Annotated in this window: 17 protein-coding genes; 9 read left to right on the forward strand and 8 right to left on the reverse strand. The window is 66.2% G+C overall.

Annotation, left to right across the window (positions count from 1 at the left end):
* Positions 1–43: 43 nt before the first annotated feature.
* The 3 genes from ACTIF6_RS11290 to mutL all read right to left on the reverse strand — a co-directional run bounded on the left by ACTIF6_RS11290 (position 44) and on the right by mutL (position 4,333).
* Positions 44–925 carry an alpha/beta hydrolase gene (locus ACTIF6_RS11290; RefSeq protein ID WP_439588075.1) on the reverse strand — a complete coding sequence of 294 codons (882 nt, stop codon included), beginning with the start codon at positions 923–925 and terminating at the stop codon, positions 44–46.
* 125 nt (positions 926–1,050) lie between these two features.
* A complete protein-coding gene (gene gdhA / locus ACTIF6_RS11295) occupies positions 1,051–2,394 on the reverse strand; it encodes an NADP-specific glutamate dehydrogenase (RefSeq protein WP_439588076.1) in 1,344 nt (447 codons plus the stop codon).
* A 79-nt stretch (positions 2,395–2,473) separates the two neighbouring features.
* Positions 2,474–4,333 carry a DNA mismatch repair endonuclease MutL gene (mutL, locus tag ACTIF6_RS11300; protein WP_439588077.1) on the reverse strand — a complete coding sequence of 620 codons (1,860 nt, stop codon included), beginning with the start codon at positions 4,331–4,333 and terminating at the stop codon, positions 2,474–2,476.
* Positions 4,334–4,369: 36 nt separating this feature from the next.
* Between mutL and ACTIF6_RS11305 the strand changes: the two genes are divergently transcribed.
* A complete protein-coding gene (locus ACTIF6_RS11305; RefSeq protein WP_439588078.1) occupies positions 4,370–5,023 on the forward strand; it encodes a DedA family protein in 654 nt (217 codons plus the stop codon).
* 2 nt (positions 5,024–5,025) lie between these two features.
* On the opposite strand, the gene ACTIF6_RS11310 is transcribed toward ACTIF6_RS11305, so the two are convergent.
* Positions 5,026–5,940: a LysR family transcriptional regulator gene (locus ACTIF6_RS11310; protein ID WP_439588245.1), complete on the reverse strand. Its 915-nt coding sequence runs from the start codon at positions 5,938–5,940 to the stop codon at positions 5,026–5,028.
* A 72-nt stretch (positions 5,941–6,012) separates the two neighbouring features.
* Between ACTIF6_RS11310 and ACTIF6_RS11315 the strand changes: the two genes are divergently transcribed.
* From ACTIF6_RS11315 to ACTIF6_RS11340, 6 genes are all read left to right on the forward strand, one after another.
* Positions 6,013–6,999 carry a 2Fe-2S iron-sulfur cluster-binding protein gene (locus ACTIF6_RS11315; RefSeq protein ID WP_439588079.1) on the forward strand — a complete coding sequence of 329 codons (987 nt, stop codon included), beginning with the start codon at positions 6,013–6,015 and terminating at the stop codon, positions 6,997–6,999.
* 21 nt (positions 7,000–7,020) lie between these two features.
* On the forward strand, positions 7,021–8,289 hold the full coding sequence (locus ACTIF6_RS11320) for an aromatic ring-hydroxylating dioxygenase subunit alpha (RefSeq protein ID WP_439588080.1): 1,269 nt from the start codon (positions 7,021–7,023) through the stop codon (positions 8,287–8,289).
* Positions 8,290–8,350: 61 nt separating this feature from the next.
* Entirely contained in the window at positions 8,351–8,839 is a 489-nt protein-coding gene (locus ACTIF6_RS11325; protein ID WP_439588081.1) for an aromatic-ring-hydroxylating dioxygenase subunit beta, read from the forward strand.
* A gap of 33 nt (positions 8,840–8,872) precedes the next feature.
* Entirely contained in the window at positions 8,873–9,250 is a 378-nt protein-coding gene (locus ACTIF6_RS11330; protein WP_439588082.1) for a chorismate mutase, read from the forward strand.
* Entirely contained in the window at positions 9,247–10,215 is a 969-nt protein-coding gene (locus ACTIF6_RS11335) for a Bug family tripartite tricarboxylate transporter substrate binding protein (protein WP_439588083.1), read from the forward strand. Before ACTIF6_RS11330 ends, ACTIF6_RS11335 begins: the two co-directional genes overlap by 4 nt.
* A 13-nt stretch (positions 10,216–10,228) precedes the next feature.
* A complete protein-coding gene (locus tag ACTIF6_RS11340) occupies positions 10,229–10,555 on the forward strand; it encodes a non-heme iron oxygenase ferredoxin subunit (RefSeq protein WP_439588084.1) in 327 nt (108 codons plus the stop codon).
* Between the two features lie 10 nt (positions 10,556–10,565).
* On the opposite strand, the gene ACTIF6_RS11345 is transcribed toward ACTIF6_RS11340, so the two are convergent.
* Both ACTIF6_RS11345 and tsaE read right to left on the reverse strand, forming a co-directional pair.
* A complete protein-coding gene (locus tag ACTIF6_RS11345) occupies positions 10,566–12,011 on the reverse strand; it encodes an N-acetylmuramoyl-L-alanine amidase (protein WP_439588085.1) in 1,446 nt (481 codons plus the stop codon).
* Positions 12,008–12,574, reverse strand: a complete 567-nt coding sequence (gene tsaE, locus ACTIF6_RS11350; RefSeq protein ID WP_439588246.1) for a tRNA (adenosine(37)-N6)-threonylcarbamoyltransferase complex ATPase subunit type 1 TsaE — start codon at positions 12,572–12,574, stop codon at positions 12,008–12,010. The genes ACTIF6_RS11345 and tsaE overlap by 4 nt, the downstream gene beginning before the upstream one ends.
* Positions 12,575–12,583: 9 nt before the next feature.
* On the opposite strand from tsaE, the gene queG reads away from it, so the two are divergent.
* Complete coding sequence (queG, locus tag ACTIF6_RS11355) at positions 12,584–13,672, forward strand: tRNA epoxyqueuosine(34) reductase QueG (protein WP_439588086.1); 1,089 nt, start codon at positions 12,584–12,586, stop codon at positions 13,670–13,672.
* A 4-nt stretch (positions 13,673–13,676) separates the two neighbouring features.
* On the opposite strand, the gene ACTIF6_RS11360 is transcribed toward queG, so the two are convergent.
* The gene (locus ACTIF6_RS11360; protein ID WP_439588087.1) at positions 13,677–14,114 is read right to left on the reverse strand and encodes a MarR family winged helix-turn-helix transcriptional regulator; all 438 of its coding nucleotides are present in this window, start codon (positions 14,112–14,114) and stop codon (positions 13,677–13,679) included.
* A gap of 75 nt (positions 14,115–14,189) precedes the next feature.
* On the opposite strand from ACTIF6_RS11360, the gene ACTIF6_RS11365 reads away from it, so the two are divergent.
* Positions 14,190–14,999 carry a siderophore-interacting protein gene (locus ACTIF6_RS11365; RefSeq protein WP_439588088.1) on the forward strand — a complete coding sequence of 270 codons (810 nt, stop codon included), beginning with the start codon at positions 14,190–14,192 and terminating at the stop codon, positions 14,997–14,999.
* A 3-nt stretch (positions 15,000–15,002) separates the two neighbouring features.
* On the opposite strand, the gene ACTIF6_RS11370 is transcribed toward ACTIF6_RS11365, so the two are convergent.
* Positions 15,003–16,565, reverse strand: a complete 1,563-nt coding sequence (locus tag ACTIF6_RS11370; RefSeq protein WP_439588089.1) for an acyl-CoA synthetase — start codon at positions 16,563–16,565, stop codon at positions 15,003–15,005.
* Positions 16,566–16,664: the final 99 nt, after the last annotated feature.

Raw genomic sequence — 16,664 nt, forward strand, 5'->3', positions numbered from 1 at the left:
TCGAGGGTAGCAGAAGCCACCCTGCGAGCTTGCCCCGCAGGGCTTAGTTGCGGACCACGTTCACGCCTGACGCAGGGGTCGTGTCGACCAGGCCGAACAGGTCGGCCAGGGCCGCACGGTACTGCGCCTGTCCGACCGAGTTGGTGTTGTGGTGCGAACCACCTTCCACCAGCACGAACGATTTGCGACCCGTGGCAGCTTCGTAGAGCCGGCGTCCCAGCTCGGGCTGGATCAGGCGGTCTCCACCACCATGCACCACCAGCAGCGGCGAGCCGATGTCGGGCACGCGTTTGACGGCTTCGAAGCGCTGGGTGATGAGCAGGGACACCGGCAACCAGCCCCACTTGAAGGTGCTTACCACGTCGGGGATGGAGGTGAAGGTGCCCTCGACCACGGTGCCGGCTTCGTCGTCGACCTGGGCCGCGAGCTCGATGGCGATGGCACCACCCAGCGAGTGACCAAAGATGTAGCGTGGCCGCCCGGGGTACTTCTGGCCCAGCCAGTCCCAGGCCGCGCGGGCGTCTTCATAGGCCGTGGCTTCGGACGGCAACTCGTTCGTGCTCTTGCCGAAGCCTCGGTAGTCGATGGCGAGCACCGAGAAGCCCAGGTCTTCCATGCGCCGCGCGCGAAAGGCCGAGCCGATCACGTTGAAACGCGCGCCGTGCAGGTACAGCAGGATGGGCGCATCCTCGCGCCGCGAGAAATCGTCGTGCGCCGCCCACAGACCGTGCAGCTTCACCGGTTTCCCGGTTTTCGGCGACTGGAAGTCGATCCACACGTCTTCCATGTCCTGGGCGGCCGCCTCGCCGCCAGCCCAACTGCGGTCGGACGGCTGGAAGATCCAGACGCGCTGCTTCTCGTCCAGCGTCGCGCACCCGGCCAGCAGGGCGAAGGCAGCAAGCAGGGTGACGATGAGACGCTTCATGGCGGTAATGGATGCACCGGATGGGGGAAAAGTTCAGGCCTGTTACCGTACAGGCTTCCCATGGTGCAGGTTCCATGCCACCGTTTGCGTCGGGGCAAACCCTCGCGCGCGTGCGTCAGATCACGTCAGATGACGCCCTGTGCCAGCATCGCGTCCGCGACCTTCACGAAGCCGGCGATGTTGGCGCCGTCCACATAGCTCACGGTGCCATCCGCGCGCTTGCCATGCTGCAGGCAGGCCTGGTGGATGCCGACCATGATGGTGTGCAGCCGCGCGTCAACCTCTTCGCGCGGCCAGGAAAGGCGCATGGCGTTCTGGCTCATCTCCAGGCCCGAAGTGGCCACGCCACCGGCGTTGCTGGCCTTGCCGGGCGCGTACAGCACGCCAGCCTCTTCGAACAAGGTCACCGCTTCCATGGTGGTGGGCATGTTGGCGCCCTCGGCCACGCAGCACACGCCGTTCTTCACCAGCAGGGCGGCGTCGCTGGCATCCAGCTCGTTCTGCGTGGCGCAGGGCAGGGCCACGTCCACCGGCACCGCCCAGGGCTTGACGCCGGCCTCGAACCGCGTACCGGTGCGCTTGGCGTAGTCGCTCACGCGGCCATACAGGTGGTTCTTCACCTCCATCAGCTCGGCAAGCTTCTGCGGCGAGAAACCGTCGTCGTCGATCACGGTGCCGCTGGAGTCGGACACGGTGATTACTTTCGCGCCCAGCGCCATGGCCTTTTCCACCGCGAACTGGGCCACATTGCCCGAGCCCGAAACGCTCACGCGCATGCCCTGGAAACTCTTGCCCTGCTGCTTGAGCATTTCCTCGGCGAAGTACACCGTGCCATAGCCCGTGGCTTCGGGGCGGATCAGCGAACCGCCGAAGCTCAGGCCCTTGCCGGTGAAGACGCAATCCGCGCGATTGCTCAGCTTTTTCATCATGCCGGCCATGAAGCCGACCTCGCGCCCGCCCACGCCGATGTCGCCGGCTGGCACGTCGGTGTCGCTGCCGACGTGGCGGAACAGCTCGCTCATCAGCGCCTGGCAGAAGCGCATCACCTCACCCGAACTCTTGCCCTTCGGGTCGAAGTCCGAGCCGCCCTTGCCACCACCCATGGGCAAGGTGGTCAAGGCGTTCTTGAAGGTCTGCTCGAAGGCCAGGAACTTCAGGATCGACAGGTTCACCGAGGGATGAAAGCGCATGCCGCCCTTGTAGGGGCCGATGGCCGAGCTGTGCTGGATGCGGTAACCGCGATTCACCTGCACGTCGCCATGGTCGTTGACCCAGGAGATCCGGAACATCACCACGCGCTCGGGTTCGACCAGGCGATCCAGCAAGCCTTGCTCGGCGTAGCGGGGGTGGGCGCTGATGAAAGGCCACAGGCTGTCGATCACCTCGGTGACGGCCTGCAGGAATTCGGACTGGTGGGGATTGCGTTGGGCGACTTGTTCGAGGAAATGGAGGGCCGAGGTGTATTTCATGGATCTCATGCTTCAGATTGGTGCATGAGATTATGCGGAATCCGCATTCCGCTACCCAAAATGCCCTGAGTTGGTGCTTTCAGCGCCCACGCAGGAAGAGCGCGTCGAGCTCCTTCATGCCCATCTGGCGCCAGGTGGGGCGGCCGTGGTTGCACTGGTCGGAGCGCTCGGTCACTTCCATCTGGCGGAGCAGCGCATTCATCTCGTCGAGTGTGAGGCGGCGGTTGGCGCGCACCGCGCCATGGCAGGCCATGGTGGCCAGCAACTCGTTGCGGGCGCGCTGCACCACGGTGCTGGCGTCGTGCTGGCCGAGCTCGGCCAGCACGCTGCGCGCCAGTTCCACCGGGTCGCCCTGTGCCAGGGTGGTGGGCACGGCGCGAACCGCGAGCGTTTTGGGTGAGAGCGGGTTCACCTCCAAGCCGAGCGTGGCCAGCACCTCGGCGCAGGACTCGGCGGTGGCGACCTCTTCGGGCGTGGCGGCGAAGGTGGCCGGGATCAGCAGGGGCTGGCTGGCCACCTGCTGGTCGTCGAGCTGCTGCTTCAGGCGTTCGTAAACGATGCGCTCGTGCGCAGCGTGCATGTCCACCACCACGAGGCCGTGGCTGTTCTCGGCCAGGATGTAGACGCCCTGCAGTTGCGCGATCGCGCGGCCCAGGGGCCAGTCGCCCGAGGGCAGGGGCTGCGATGGCGCTGGCGCTTCGACCGGCTCCGTCCGGACCGGGGCCGGCGCGGGGGCATTGGCCCACAAGGTGCCTACATCGCTCACCCGGTAACCCACCTCCGGCTCGCGCGGCGCAAACGCCAGCCCGGTCTGCTGCGCGGGGGGCGTCCACACCGGTGCCGGTGCGGGTTCGGCGCTCACGGTTTCTGCGGTGGCAGCGGATCGTGGCACCGCCAGTGCACTTTCCACCGCCTGCCGCACCGCGTGGTGCACCTCGCGGCTGTCGCGAAAGCGCACTTCGATCTTGGTGGGGTGCACGTTCACGTCCACGCGCGCCGGGTCCAGCGAGGCAAAGAGCGCGTACACCGGCTGGCGGTTGCCGTGCAGCACGTCTTCGTAGGCGCTGCGTGCGGCGTGCATGATGACCTTGTCGCGCACGTAGCGGCCGTTCACGTAGGCGAACTGCCAGTCGGCGCGAGAGCGCGCAGCATCGGGCACACCGGCGAAGCCCCACACGCGCAAGCGCTGCACGCCGTCGTCGGGCGGGTCCACCGGCCAGTCCACGGCCACCGCCTGCTGCACGAATTCCTCACCCAGCACATCGGCCAGGCGCTGGCGCAGGGCATCGATGCCGCCGCCGGCCACAGCGCGCCATTGCGCCACCAGTTTGCCGTCGTGCCAGATGGCAAAACCCACGTCGGGCCGTGCCAGCGCGTGGCGGCGCACGGCTTCGATGCAGTGGGCCAGTTCGGTGGCGTCGGTCTTGAGGAACTTGCGCCGCGCCGGTGTGGCGAAGAACAGCTCTCGCACTTCCACCGTGGTGCCCGGTGCGCGGGCGGTGGGGCGCAGCTCGCCACTGCGGCCATCGAGCAGCCAGCCGTGCGGTTCCTCGTCGGTGTCCACATGGGTGAGCAGCGATACCTCGGCAATCGAGCAGATGGCCGCGAGCGCCTCGCCGCGAAAACCCATGGTGCCCACCGATTCCAGGTCGGCCAGGCTGGCGATCTTGCTGGTGGCGTGGCGCTTGAGGGCGTTGGGCAGTTCGCTGCGCAGGATGCCGCTGCCGTTGTCTTCCACGCCGATGAGTCGCACGCCACCAGCCTGCAGGCGCACCGTGATCTGCGTGGCGCCCGCGTCCAGCGCGTTGTCCACCAATTCGCGCACCACCGAGGCGGGTCGCTCGACCACCTCGCCCGCCGCGATCTGGCTCACCAGTTCATCGGGGAGTTCGCGAATAGGGCGACGGGGGGCGATGGGGAGGGGGGGAAGGCTTGTCACCGGCAAATTGTAGGTGGCAGGGATAATGCCCCTCTTATGGAAATCGTTACCTTTCTCATCGACTTCATCCTCAACGTCGACCAGCACCTGCAGACCTTCGTGCAGAACTACGGCGCCTGGGTGTACGCCTTGCTCTTCCTCATCATCTTCACCGAGACCGGCGTGGTGGTGATGCCATTCCTGCCGGGCGACTCGCTGCTGTTCGTGGTGGGTGCGCTGTGCGGCGCCGGGCTCATGAACCTTCCCCTGGTGATGGTGCTGCTGGTGATCGCCGCGATCCTGGGCGACCAGACGAACTACTCCATTGGCCGCTACTTCGGCCCCAAGGTGTTCCAGTGGGAGAACTCGCGCCTGTTCAACCGCAACGCATTCAACCAGGCCCATGCCTTCTACGAAAAGTACGGCGGCATCACCATCATCCTCGCGCGCTTCATGCCCTTCATCCGCACCTTCGCGCCCTTCGTGGCCGGCGTGGCCGAGATGACGCGCTCCAGGTTCACCGCCTACAACGTGATCGGCGCGCTGATCTGGGTGCTGGGCCTGACCACCGCGGGCTACCTGTTCGGCAACCTGCCCTGGGTGCAGGAAAACCTGAGCATCATCATCTGGGCGCTGATCATCATTCCCGGCCTCATCGCCATCTATGGCGGCTGGAAAGCCAGCCGGGACGCCAAGCGCAACCCGGTCTGAACTCAGGTCGCCGAACCATCGGCGTGCAGATCGAAGACCAGGTTGCGCAGCCACTGGTTGGCCGGATCCTTGTGGTACTTCGCGTGCCAGAACTGGTTGATGGCAATGCGGGGCAGGTCCACCGGGTGCGGCAGGTGGCGCAATGCAAACGGCTCGACCATGCGTTCGGCGAGGCGCTCGGGCACGGTGGCAATGAGGTCGGTGGTCTGCAGGATGTGGCCGATGGCCACGAAGTGCGGCACCTTGAGCTTCACACGCCGCTGCGGCGTGTGGCTGTCCAGGATCTCGTCGACCTGACCGTGGCCGGTACCGGCTGAGACGACGGCCACGTGGTCGGCGGCGAAGAAGTCGGCCAAACGCAGGCGCTTCTGGTCCAGCTTGTGCCCCCGCCGGAACAGACAGACGTATTTCTGTTCGAACATGCGCCGCTGGAAAAACCCGGCCTTGAGCTGCGGCAGCAAGCCGATGGCCAGGTCGATCTGGCCGGCCTCCATCGCGTCCTTGAGATTCAGGCTGGTGTGGCGCGCCGTGCTGATGGTGACGGTGGGCGCCAGTTCCTGCACGCGCTGCATGAGGCGCGGCAGGAAGTAGATCTCGCCGATGTCGGTCATGCCGATGGTGAAGCCGCGCTGGCTGGTGGCCGGGTCGAATGAGGTGCGGGCGTTCACCGCGCCATGGATCATGCCCAGCGCATAGCCGATGGATTCGGCCAGATGTTCCGCGAACGGCGTGGGTTGCATGCCGTGGGCCGTGCGCAGGAAAAGCTCGTCGTCGAACAGCTTGCGCAGGCGAGCCAGCGCATTGCTTACCGCCGGCTGGCCAAGCCCGAGGTTCTCTGCCACCCGGGAAACGCTGCGCTCGGTGAGCAACTGGTTGAACACCACCAGCAGGTTGAGGTCGATGTCTTCAAGTTCCATATTGATCTGAATGATATCGATCATTGATTTCATTGCGTTGACTGATTTTCAGGTGACCATGATCATCGGCCGATGGACATCCACATCCGGCCGCTCGACCGAACGCTCAGCGTCACCGCAGGCACGAACCTGCTGGAGGCCCTGCGCGCGAACGGCGTTCCGGTGTCGTACAGCTGCATGGCCGGCCGCTGCGGCACCTGCCGGTGCAAGGTGGTGTCGGGCCATGTGCTGGAGTCGGGTCGCGAGGTACGGCACCCGCAGGCCGGGGATGACCCGAGTTCCGTGCTGGCGTGCCAGACCTTCCTCACCGAGCCCTGCACTGTCGAGATTCCCGAGCCAGACGAAGTGGTGGTGCACACCGCGCGCATCGTCAAGGCCACCGTGGTGGCCATCGAAGACGCCACGCACGACATCAAGCGCCTGCGCCTGAAGCCGGCCAAGCCGATCGAGTTCTCGCCCGGGCAGTACGCGCAGCTGCAGTTCACGCCGGAACACATCCGGCCTTACTCGATGGCGGGCCTGTGCGCCGATGGCGAGCTGGAGTTCCACGTGCGCCTGGTGCCCGAGGGCCGCGTCACCGGCTACATCGCGCAGACGCTGAAGGTGGGCGATGCCGTGCGCGTGAGCGGCCCGCTGGGCTCGGCCTACCTGCGCCGCCAACACGCCGGACCCATGCTGTGCGTGGCCGGTGGCACCGGGCTCGCCCCCATTCTTTCCGTGCTGCGCGGGGCAATGGCAGCCGACATGCGAAACCCGGTGCATCTGTATTTCGGCGTGCGTTCCGAGCGCGACATCTACGGACTTGAATGGCTTGCCGATCTGCAGAAGCGCCACCCCGGTCTGCACGTGCATACCGTGGTGGCCTCTGGCCGCGCCCCGGGCTGTCGCACGGGCCTGGTGACCGACGCCATCCGGCACGACTGGCCCAAGCTCGACGGCTTTCGCGCTTACCTCTGTGGTGCGCCGCCGATGGTGGAGGCCACCTCGCTCCTGATCCGGCAGATGGGCGTGTTGCCCGAGCACATCCACGCCGACGCCTTCTACGCCAGCAGCACCTGATCACCACAACAAGGAGACCCCATGAACACCACCACCGAAGGGACCTTTCCCGATCGCATCCGCTGGGAGTCCGACGGCACGAGCCGCATTCCCTTCATGGCCTACACCGACCCGGCACAGCACAGGAAAGAGCTCGAACGCTTCTTCTACACCCGGCACTGGAACTACGTGGGCCTGGAGGCGGAGGTGCCGAACAACGGCGATTTCAAGCGCACGGTGATCGGTGAACGCTCGGTGATCCTGGTGCGCGATGCCGAGGGCGAGATCCGCGTGGTGGAAAACGTATGTGCGCACCGGGGCATGCAGTTCTGCCGCGAGCGCCACGGCAACAAGAAGGAGTTTGTCTGCCCCTACCACCAGTGGAGCTACACCTTGAAGGGCGATCTGCAGGGTGTGCCCTTTCGCCGCGGCGTGAAGCAGGACGGCAAGGTCAACGGCGGCATGCCGGCCGATTTCAAGACCACCGACCACGGCCTCAACCAGCTCAAGGTGGCCACGCGCGGTGGCGTGGTGTTTGCCAGTTTCGACCATGAGGTCGAGTCGCTCGAGGATTTCCTCGGCCCTGTCATCCTCGGCTACTTCGACCGGCTCTTCAACGGCCGCAAGCTCACCATCCTGGGCTACAACCGCCAGCGCATTCCGGGCAACTGGAAGCTGATGCAGGAGAACATCAAGGACCCCTACCACCCGGGCCTGCTGCACACCTGGTTCGTCACTTTCGGTCTCTGGCGCGCCGACAACAAGAGCGAGCTGAAGATGGACGCACACCACCGCCACGCGGCCATGATCTCCACGCGCGGCCAGTCGGGCAAGGCCGATCAGGTGACGCAGGTCTCCAGCTTCAAGGAGAGCATGCAGCTGCACGACCCGCGGTTTCTGGACATCGTGCCAGAGCCCTGGTGGGGCGGCCCTACTGCGGTGATGACCACGCTCTTTCCCAGCGTCATCCTGCAGCAGCAGGTCAACAGCGTCTCCACCCGCCACATCCAGCCCGACGGCCACGGCGCCTTCGATTTTGTGTGGACGCATTTCGGTTTCGAGGACGACACGCCGGAGATGACGCAGCGCCGCCTTCGCCAGGCCAATCTGTTTGGCCCGGCAGGCTTCGTGTCGGCCGATGACGGTGAGGTGATCGAGTTCTCGCAGCAAGGCTTCGAGCAGAAACCGCACCACCGTACGCTGGCCGAACTCGGCGGCCGCGAGGTGGGCGACACCGACCACATGGTCACCGAGACGCTGATCCGCGGCATGTACAAGTACTGGCGCGAAGTGATGGAGGACAAGGCATGAGCACCCGCCCGGCCGTTCCGAAGGGGGCTCGCACCGCAGTGCGAAGCACGGAGGTATCCCTATGAGCACCGCACCGGAGATGCGTTTCGAAGACCACCTCGCAATCACGCGCCTCTACGCCGACTACGCCCAGGCGGTGGACTCGGGCGACTGGGACCTGTGGCCCGAGTTCTTCATCGAGGAGGGCGTCTACAAGCTGATCCCGCGCGAGAACCACGAGCGCGGCTTCCCGCTGGCCACGCTGTCGTTCGAGAGCAAGGGCATGCTCAAGGACCGCGTCTACGGCATCAAGGAAACGCTGTTTCACGATCCCTACTACCAGCGCCATGTGGTGGGCGCGCCCCTGGTGCACAAGGCCGAAGCAGATCGCTTCGAGGCAGAAGCCAACTACGCCGTGTTCCGCACCAAACTCTCGAAAGAGACCACGGTCTTCAACGTCGGACGTTACATCGACGTGATCGTGCGCACACCGCAGGGGCTCAAGTTTGCGTCGCGCCTGTGTGTGTACGACAGCGAAATGATCCCGAACTCCATCATCTACCCCATCTGACGATGGCCCCGATCACCCCCACGAAACACCGACATGTCTCCTGAAACACCCCGAGAACCCGACACCCGCGCAGGCGCATTGCGCCGATTTCGCGACCCCGACTACGTCCCTCTGTGCGACACCCTGGCGCAGGTGCGCGAACACATCGATGCGCTGGATGTCCAGATCGTCGCGCTGCTGGCCGAGCGCGGCCGCTACGTGAAAGATGCCGCGCGCTTCAAGCGCGATGCGTTCCAGGTGTCAGCACCGCAGCGGCAGCAGGAAGTGTTCGACAAGGTGCGGCGCCTGGCCGAGCAGAACGGCGCGTACCCCGAGGTGGTGGATGCGTGTTATCGAGCCATGGTCGCGGGCTTCATTGCCCGTGAGCAGGGCGATCATCTGGAAATGGAAAACATCGAGGAACAACCATGAAATACCTTCGTCTCATCCCCTGTGCGTGGATCGCCTTGTCCTGCCTGGCCGCTTCCGCGCAGGAATGGCCGGCGCGTCCTGTGCGCATCGTGGTGCCCTTCGGCGCAGGCTCGTCGCCCGACATCCTGGCTCGCGTGGTGAACGACAAGCTGGCGGGCCGCCTGGGCAAAGCGGTGATCGTGGAAAACAAGCCGGGTGCCGGTGGCAACAGCGGCACCGATCTGGTGGCCAAGGCAGCGCCTGACGGCCACACCTTCCTGCTCTCGGTGAACGCGCCGCTGGTCTACAACACGGTGCTCTACAAGAACCTTCCCTACGACCCGTTCCGCGATCTGGTGCCGGTATCTCTCGCGGCGACAACACCCAACGTCTGCGCCGTGTCCAACAGCATGGGCGTGGATTCCGTCAAGGGCTGGCTGGAGGCTCTGCGGCGCAATCCGGGCAAGTACAACTTCGCCTCGACCGGCAGTGGGTCGATCGCTCACCTGGGCGTGGAGTTGATCAAAGCCAGGACCAACTCCTTTGCGGTCCACATTCCCTATGCATCTTCAGGGCAGGCGGTCACGGCCATCATCGCGGGCGATGTGCATTTCGCCTGCCTGCCGCCCGTGGCCATCATGCCGCAGGCCAAGGCAGGGCGTCTCAAGGCATTGGCCGTCACCTCGGCCGAGCGCTTCGACCTGCTGCCCGAGCTGCCGACGCTGCGCGAGTCGGGCATTCCTGACATCCAGGCCGTGCCCTGGTTTGCGTACATGGCTCCCAAGGACACACCACCCGAGATCGTGCAGCGGATGAGCCGCGAGATTGCCGCTGTGCTCCAGGATCCGGAGACCCGGCAGCGGCTGCAGACGGCGTACTTCAGTCCGGTCGGCAGTACGCCTCAGGACCTGGCGAAGTTCATGAACGAGGAACTGGCGCGCTGGAAACCGGTGATCGAGCGCGCTGGCCTGAAGCCCGAGAACTGAGAGGTCCATCGGCATGAGCACGAATGACGAAGGATGGGTTGACGCGAGCGCGCTCGACGACGTGCCGGACGACGACGTTACCGGCGTGGCTGTGCAAGGGCGTGACATCGCGCTCTACAAGGTCGAAGGCGAGGTCTACGCCACCGACAACACCTGCACCCACGGCCAGGCCCGCCTGTGCGATGGCTTCCTGGAAGGGCATGAAATCGAATGCCCGCTGCACCAGGGCAAGTTCGACATTCGCGATGGCCGGGCCACCTGCGCGCCGGTCACCGAAGCCTTGCGCTGCTACCCGGTGCGCATCGAGGGTGGCCGGGTGCTGTTGAACCTGGCAGGCTGAAGCCACGCGTTCAGATCTGGCGCGTTCTCGCCAGCGGCGGGTTCTTCGAGAAGTAGGCCACGATGCCGCGCAGCAGGGCATCGGCCAGGTCGTTCTGGTACTTCGGATCGTTCAGGCGCTTCTCTTCATCGGGGTTGCTGATGAACGCGGTCTCCACCAGCACGCTGGGGATGTCGGGCGCGCGCAGCACGGCGAAGTTGGCCTGTTCCACGCGGGGTTTGTGCAGCTTGCCGATCTGCTTGACGTGGCCGAGCATGGCCGTGCCCAGCTTCAGGCTGTCGTTGATCTGCGCGGTGGTGCTCATGTCGTGGAGCGCGCGGCGCAGCGCCTCGTCGGAAGAGGATTTGACGTTGAGGCCGCCCACCAGATCGGCCGCATTCTCCTTGTCGGCCATCCAGCGGGCGGCCGCGCTGCTGGCACCACGCGTGCTCAGCGCATAGACGCTGGCGCCTTGCGGCCTGGGCGTGAGGAAAGCGTCCGCGTGCAGGCTGATGAACAGGTCGGCCTGCACCTTCTGGGCTTTCTGCACACGCACCTGCAGGGGCACGAAGAAGTCCTTGTCGCGCGTCATGAAGGCGCGCATGGGGTTGCCGTTGACGCGGGTTTCGTTGATGCGGTCGCGCAGCTTCTGTGCAATCTGCAGCACCACCTTTTTCTCGTGCGTGCCACCGGGTCCGATGGCACCCGGATCTTCGCCACCGTGGCCCGGGTCCAGCGCCACGATGATGAGCCGCTCCGTCTTGCCCTTGCCGGCAGGCGGCTGCTTGGCCGGACTGCCCTTGCCGGGCGTCGCGCCGGCCACGGCCTTGTCGTCGCCGGCCACCGGCGGCTGCGCAGGCGCGTTGCCCGGTGCCACCGGTCCGGTCACACCGGGCGGGAGTTCCCGTTTCGCGATCAATGCACCCAGTGGGTCGTTTTCGGTGGTGGCAGGGCGGGTCACCTTGTCGGCTTCCAGGCCCAGCAGCCGCGCCGCACGCGCGCTGGCCTCGTCCAGGTCCTTCATGCGCTGGGCAATCAGTTGTTCCAGCGGGTCGGGTGCGTTCACGGGGTAGAGATCGAACACCAGTCGGTGCTGGTAGGCGGCCACTGGTTCCAGGTTGAACACCTGCGGCTTGATCGGCTGCTTGAGGTCGATCACCAGGCGAACCACGTTGGGCGCGTTCTGGGCCACGCGGATGCCAGCGATGTTCGGATCGTCCGACTTGAGCTTGCCCACCAGCTCGCGCAAGCCCGGCAGCAGGTCGATGCCCTCGATGTCCACCGCCAGGCGCGGTGGTTCGTTGACGAAGAACTGGCGCGCCTGCAGGACCGCGTCGGACTCGATGGTGACCCGCGTGTAGTCCTCGGCCGGCCAGATGCGCACCGCCACCACGCTGGCACCGTGTGCGATCTGCTGCGCACCCAGCAGCAGAACCAGCGAACCGGTGCGCAGGAGCTTGCGGCGTGAGAGCGTCATGACAGCCCCTCCAGCAACAGGCGGCCTGTGGGGGTGAGTGCACTGGCGCTCACCCGGCGATGTGTGTCCTGGTCCAGATCGATGTGGTCTTGAGGTGTCATCTCGTCGGGTTGGATGTGAATGCGCAGATCCACCAGGGGGAGAAAGTCGCCAGCGCGTTCGGGCCATTCCACCAGCTTGAGGCCGGGGCTGGCGAAAAGTTCGCGAAAGCCGGCATCTTCCCATTCACGCGGATCGCTGAAGCGGTAGAAATCGAAGTGCCAGACCTGCAGAGGTTCACCGGCGGGCATGACCGCGCAATCGATCGCGGTGTGTGGCTCGACCACCGCGTAGGTCGGGCTCTTGATGCGGCCACGCACGCCGAGTGCGCGAAGCAGGTGGCGCACCAGCGTGGTCTTGCCCGCGCCGAGGTCGCCGTCCAGGGCGATGGTGGCGTGGGCGATGGCGGGGGCCACGGCGAGCTGGCGGGCAAAGGTCTGCGTGTCTTCCTCGGTCTCCCAGCGCCCCTGCCACCTGGCCGTTGGGGACACCGGTGCCGCAGGCACCGGGTCGGTTCCTACAATGGGCTTCACATGAAGATGGCTCTCGATACCGCTCAACTCGTCTCGCAGATACAGGCCTGGGGCCAGGAGCTCGCATTTTCGCAAATTGGCGTGGCCGATGTGGATTTGTCGTCTGCAGAGCCCGGCCTGCAGGCCTGGTTGTCGGCTGGATGTCACGGCGACATGGCCTACATGGCCACGCACGGCATGAAGCGTGCCCGCCCGGCCGAGCTGGTGCCGGGCACCCTGAGCGTGATCACCGCGCGCATGGACTACCTGCCGCGCGACACGCCCGAGGGCTGGCAGGCCCTGGAGCTCGCTCGCCTGGAGCGTCCCGGCGAGGCGGTGGTCTCGATGTATGCCCGGGGTCGCGACTACCACAAGGTGTTGCGCAACCGCCTGCAGACGCTGGCCGAACGCATCCAGGCCGCCGTGGGACCGCTCGGCCACCGCGTGTTCACCGACTCCGCCCCGGTGCTCGAGGTCGAGCTGGCGCAGCGCAGCGGCCAGGGCTGGCGCGGCAAGCACACGCTGGTGCTGCACCGGGAGGGCGGATCGATGTTCTTCCTCGGCGAGATCTACGTCGATCTCGCCCTGCCGCCCACCGACGCGGTCAGCGAACACTGTGGCGCGTGCAGCGCCTGCATCGACGTGTGTCCCACCGGGGCCATCACCGCGCCGCAACGGCTCGATGCACGCCGCTGCATCAGCTACCTCACCATCGAACACGCGGGCGCCATTCCGCAAGCGCTGCGACCGCTCATGGGCAACCGCATCTACGGTTGCGACGACTGCCAGCTGGTCTGCCCCTGGAACAAGTTCGCCCGGCGCAGCCCGCTGGCCGATTTCGATGCGCGCGAAGGCCTCGGCGGCTCAACCCTCGTGGAGCTGTTCGCGTGGAGCGAGGCGGAGTTCCTGCGCCGGACCGAAGGCAGCCCGATCCGCCGCATCGGGCATGAACGCTGGCTGCGCAACATCGCGGTGGCGCTGGGCAACGCGTTGAGTGCGGGCCACGACGAGCGAATGCTGTCCGCCCTTCAGGCCCGGGCGGATCACCCCAGCGAACTGGTGCGGGAGCACGTGGCCTGGGCCATGGCGCAAGGCGCCGCGGCCCACTGAGCGTTCAGCCCTCGCCCACGTTGTCCTGCAGTCGATCGAGCAGGACGAGCAGGGTGGTGCGCTCGTTCTCGCTCAAACCCGCTGTCATGGCTTTCTCGAAGCGAGCGCGGTGCTGCTGCATCTTGCGCTGCAGCGCCTGGCCCTCGGCCGTGGCGCTCACCCGCTGGCTGCGACCATCCTCCGGGTCGGGGCTGCTCTGCAGCAGGCCGCGTTCGTGCAGCGCCTTCACGATGCGCGCGATCTGCGCCTTGTCGCGCCCCGAGTGCTGCACCAGGTCGCTCTGCGTGTGGCCGTCGTTGCGCATGAAGTAGGCCAGGCACCGCACCTCCATCGGCCCGAGGCCGTCGCCATCGTGGCGCATGGCGTCCTGCAGATGGCGCCGCAGGCCGTGCATCAGGGCGTGCAGGCGGTCCAGCACCTCGGTGTTCTTTTGTCTCGTCATCGTGGGTTGTCCATGTCGTTGACAGTGTCATCCAGTTGATGACATGATGGTTGTTATTATCAACCAATTCAAATCATGAACACAAGCACTCAAAATTCGCTGACCGTGGAACGCGTCCGACACGAGATCAAGGTGCGCCGCCTGACGGTGCAGCGCATCGATTCGGTGAGCCCTCATTTCCTGCGCATCCGCTTCGCGGGCGACGCCCTGCGCGATTTCATCAGTTCCTCGTTCGACGACCACGCCAAGCTCATGCTGCCCGCCACGCCGGGCCAGCCGCTGGTGTTGCCACAGCCCGGCCCCGACGGCCTGGCGCTACCGCCCGGTGCCGAGAAGCCCGCCATGCGCGACTACACGCCGCGCCAGTTCGACCGCGCCGCGGGCACGCTCGACATCGAGTTCGTGCTGCACGGCGATGGCATCGCCTCCCGGTGGGCCGAGTCGGCCCGGCCGGGCGACGAACTGGGCCTGGGCGGGCCGCGCGGTTCGTTCGTGGTGCCCACGGGGTTCGACTGGCACCTGCTGGTGGGCGACGAGTCGGCCGTGCCGGCCATTGCGCGGCGACTCGAAGAATTGCCCGAGACGGCTCAGGCCATCACCGTGATCGAGACCGGCGATGCGGCGGATCGGCGCACCTTCAGCAGCCGCGCGCGCCTTCAGACGCACTGGATCGAAACGGGCGCCACCGACGCGCTTGCGAAGGCTGTGGCCGCGCTGAAGCTGCCCACAGGCGAAGGTTTCGCCTGGGCCGCCGGCGAGGCGGCCAGCATCGCCGCGGTGCGGCAGGCGCTGGTGGAGGGCCATGGCCTGGACAAGTCCCGCGTGCGCGCCTCGGCCTACTGGAAGCGCGGCAGCGTCGGCCACCACGAGACGCTTGGAGGCTGAGCCTCAGGCTGCGTAACGCTGGCGCAGTTCGCGCTTGAGCAGCTTGCCGCTCGGGTTCTTCGGCAGGTTGTCGGTGAAGACCACGCGCTTGGGGCTCTTGAAGCTGGCCATGTGCTGGTTGCAGTGGGCCAGGACCTCGGCCTCGGTGAGCTGCTGGCCTGCCTTCACCACGATCACGGCCGTCACCGCCTCGACCCATTTCGGATCGGGCAGGCCGATCACCGCCACTTCGCTCACGGCCGGCAGGCGGTAGACCATTTCCTCCACTTCGCGGCTGGCCACGTTCTCGCCGCCGGTCTTGATCATGTCCTTCTTGCGGTCCACCACCGTGATGTAGCCCTCGTCATCGATGGTGGCGAGGTCGCCGCTGTGGAACCAGTCGCCTTCGAAGGCGGCCTTCGTGCGCTCGGGGTCGTTGAAGTAGCCGAGCATGAGGTGAGGCGAGCGGTGCACGATCTCGCCGACCTCGCCCACGGCCACGTCCTGCATGTCGTCGTTCACCACGCGGGTTTCCACGTTCAGCACCGCCTTGCCGCAGGAGCCGGGTTTGCGCAGTTGATCCTCGGGCGGCAGCATGGTGGCCAGTGGCGCGATCTCGGTCTGGCCATAAAGATTCCACAGCCGCACGGCGGGCAGCCGCGAAGCCAGTTCCTTCAGCACCTCCACCGGCATGATGGATGCGCCGTAATAGCCTTTGGCCAGGCTTTTCAGCTTCGCGGCATCGAACAGCGGCGAGCGCAGCAGCGCAATCCACACCGTGGGGGGTGCGAAGAAGCTGGTGATGCCGAACTGCTCGATCAGCGCGAGAAGGTTGTCGGGCACCGGCTTGGCGGTGATCACGTTGCTGCTGCCGATGTAGATGGCCGGGCCGAAGAACACGTCGAGCTGGGCGCAGTGGTAGAGCGGCAGGGCGTGCAGGGCGCGGTCGTCTTCGGCGATGCTGGCGTTGATCACGCAGCTCACGTACTGCCACAGCACGGCGTCGTGCGTGAGCATGGCGCCCTTCGGCGTGGACTCGGTGCCACTGGTGTAGACGATCTGCGCCAGGTCGAAGCTGCCCAGGGTCACGTCAGGCAAGGCGTCGGTGCAGGCGGCGAGTTCGTCGAAGTGGTGCATGCCGGCCACCGGTTCGCTGGGGTCTTCGGATGGCAGCCAGATGAACTGGGCGACTTGCGTATCGAGTGCCGCGGCTTCGCGGGCGAGCGAGGCCAGCCCGCTGTCGGTGGCCAGCGTGTTGGCACCGGCGTGGCGCAGGATGTAGGCCACCTCGTCGGCCTTGAGCATGAAATTGATCGGTACCATCACCGCCCCTCGGCGTGCGAGCGCGAAACGCAGCGCCGCGAAGCCGTGCGAGTTGCGCGCCAGCACCGCCACCTTGTCGCCTTGCGCCACGCCCATGCGGGCCAGGCCGGCGGCCAGGCGGCTCACCAGGCTGTCGAACTCGGCATAGGTCCACTGCGTGGCACCGCAGACGATGGCGGTCTTGGCGGGCAGGCGCAGGGCGGTGCGGCGCAGGGCATCGGCAATGGTCTGGCGGCGCACCACGGGGTGGACGGAAAAGGACATGCAGAACTCCTGGGCTCGGGTATGGGATGGACCGATTGAAAATCAAACCGGTCTCGCCGGCATGCGCGTTTACACCAGCGGCTGTCACGTTTGTTCACG

It is taken from the genome of Hydrogenophaga sp. (assembly GCF_051860785.1).
GTDB lineage: Bacteria > Pseudomonadota > Gammaproteobacteria > Burkholderiales > Burkholderiaceae_C > Hydrogenophaga.

What these genes read in the sequence shown, in the direction of transcription:
- ACTIF6_RS11290 (WP_439588075.1), bottom strand. Translation starts at nt 925, where the DNA reads ATGAAGCGTCTCATCGTCACCCTGCTTGCTGCCTTCGCCCTGCTGGCC.
- gdhA (WP_439588076.1), bottom strand. Translation starts at nt 2,394, where the DNA reads ATGAAATACACCTCGGCCCTCCATTTCCTCGAACAAGTCGCCCAACGC.
- ACTIF6_RS11305 (WP_439588078.1), top strand. Translation starts at nt 4,370, where the DNA reads ATGGAAATCGTTACCTTTCTCATCGACTTCATCCTCAACGTCGACCAG.
- ACTIF6_RS11310 (WP_439588245.1), bottom strand. Translation starts at nt 5,940, where the DNA reads ATGGAACTTGAAGACATCGACCTCAACCTGCTGGTGGTGTTCAACCAG.
- ACTIF6_RS11315 (WP_439588079.1), top strand. Translation starts at nt 6,013, where the DNA reads ATGGACATCCACATCCGGCCGCTCGACCGAACGCTCAGCGTCACCGCA.
- ACTIF6_RS11320 (WP_439588080.1), top strand. Translation starts at nt 7,021, where the DNA reads ATGAACACCACCACCGAAGGGACCTTTCCCGATCGCATCCGCTGGGAG.
- ACTIF6_RS11325 (WP_439588081.1), top strand. Translation starts at nt 8,351, where the DNA reads ATGAGCACCGCACCGGAGATGCGTTTCGAAGACCACCTCGCAATCACG.
- ACTIF6_RS11330 (WP_439588082.1), top strand. Translation starts at nt 8,873, where the DNA reads ATGTCTCCTGAAACACCCCGAGAACCCGACACCCGCGCAGGCGCATTG.
- ACTIF6_RS11335 (WP_439588083.1), top strand. Translation starts at nt 9,247, where the DNA reads ATGAAATACCTTCGTCTCATCCCCTGTGCGTGGATCGCCTTGTCCTGC.
- ACTIF6_RS11340 (WP_439588084.1), top strand. Translation starts at nt 10,229, where the DNA reads ATGAGCACGAATGACGAAGGATGGGTTGACGCGAGCGCGCTCGACGAC.
- ACTIF6_RS11345 (WP_439588085.1), bottom strand. Translation starts at nt 12,011, where the DNA reads ATGACGCTCTCACGCCGCAAGCTCCTGCGCACCGGTTCGCTGGTTCTG.
- queG (WP_439588086.1), top strand. Translation starts at nt 12,584, where the DNA reads ATGAAGATGGCTCTCGATACCGCTCAACTCGTCTCGCAGATACAGGCC.
- ACTIF6_RS11360 (WP_439588087.1), bottom strand. Translation starts at nt 14,114, where the DNA reads ATGACGAGACAAAAGAACACCGAGGTGCTGGACCGCCTGCACGCCCTG.
- ACTIF6_RS11365 (WP_439588088.1), top strand. Translation starts at nt 14,190, where the DNA reads ATGAACACAAGCACTCAAAATTCGCTGACCGTGGAACGCGTCCGACAC.
- ACTIF6_RS11370 (WP_439588089.1), bottom strand. Translation starts at nt 16,565, where the DNA reads ATGTCCTTTTCCGTCCACCCCGTGGTGCGCCGCCAGACCATTGCCGAT.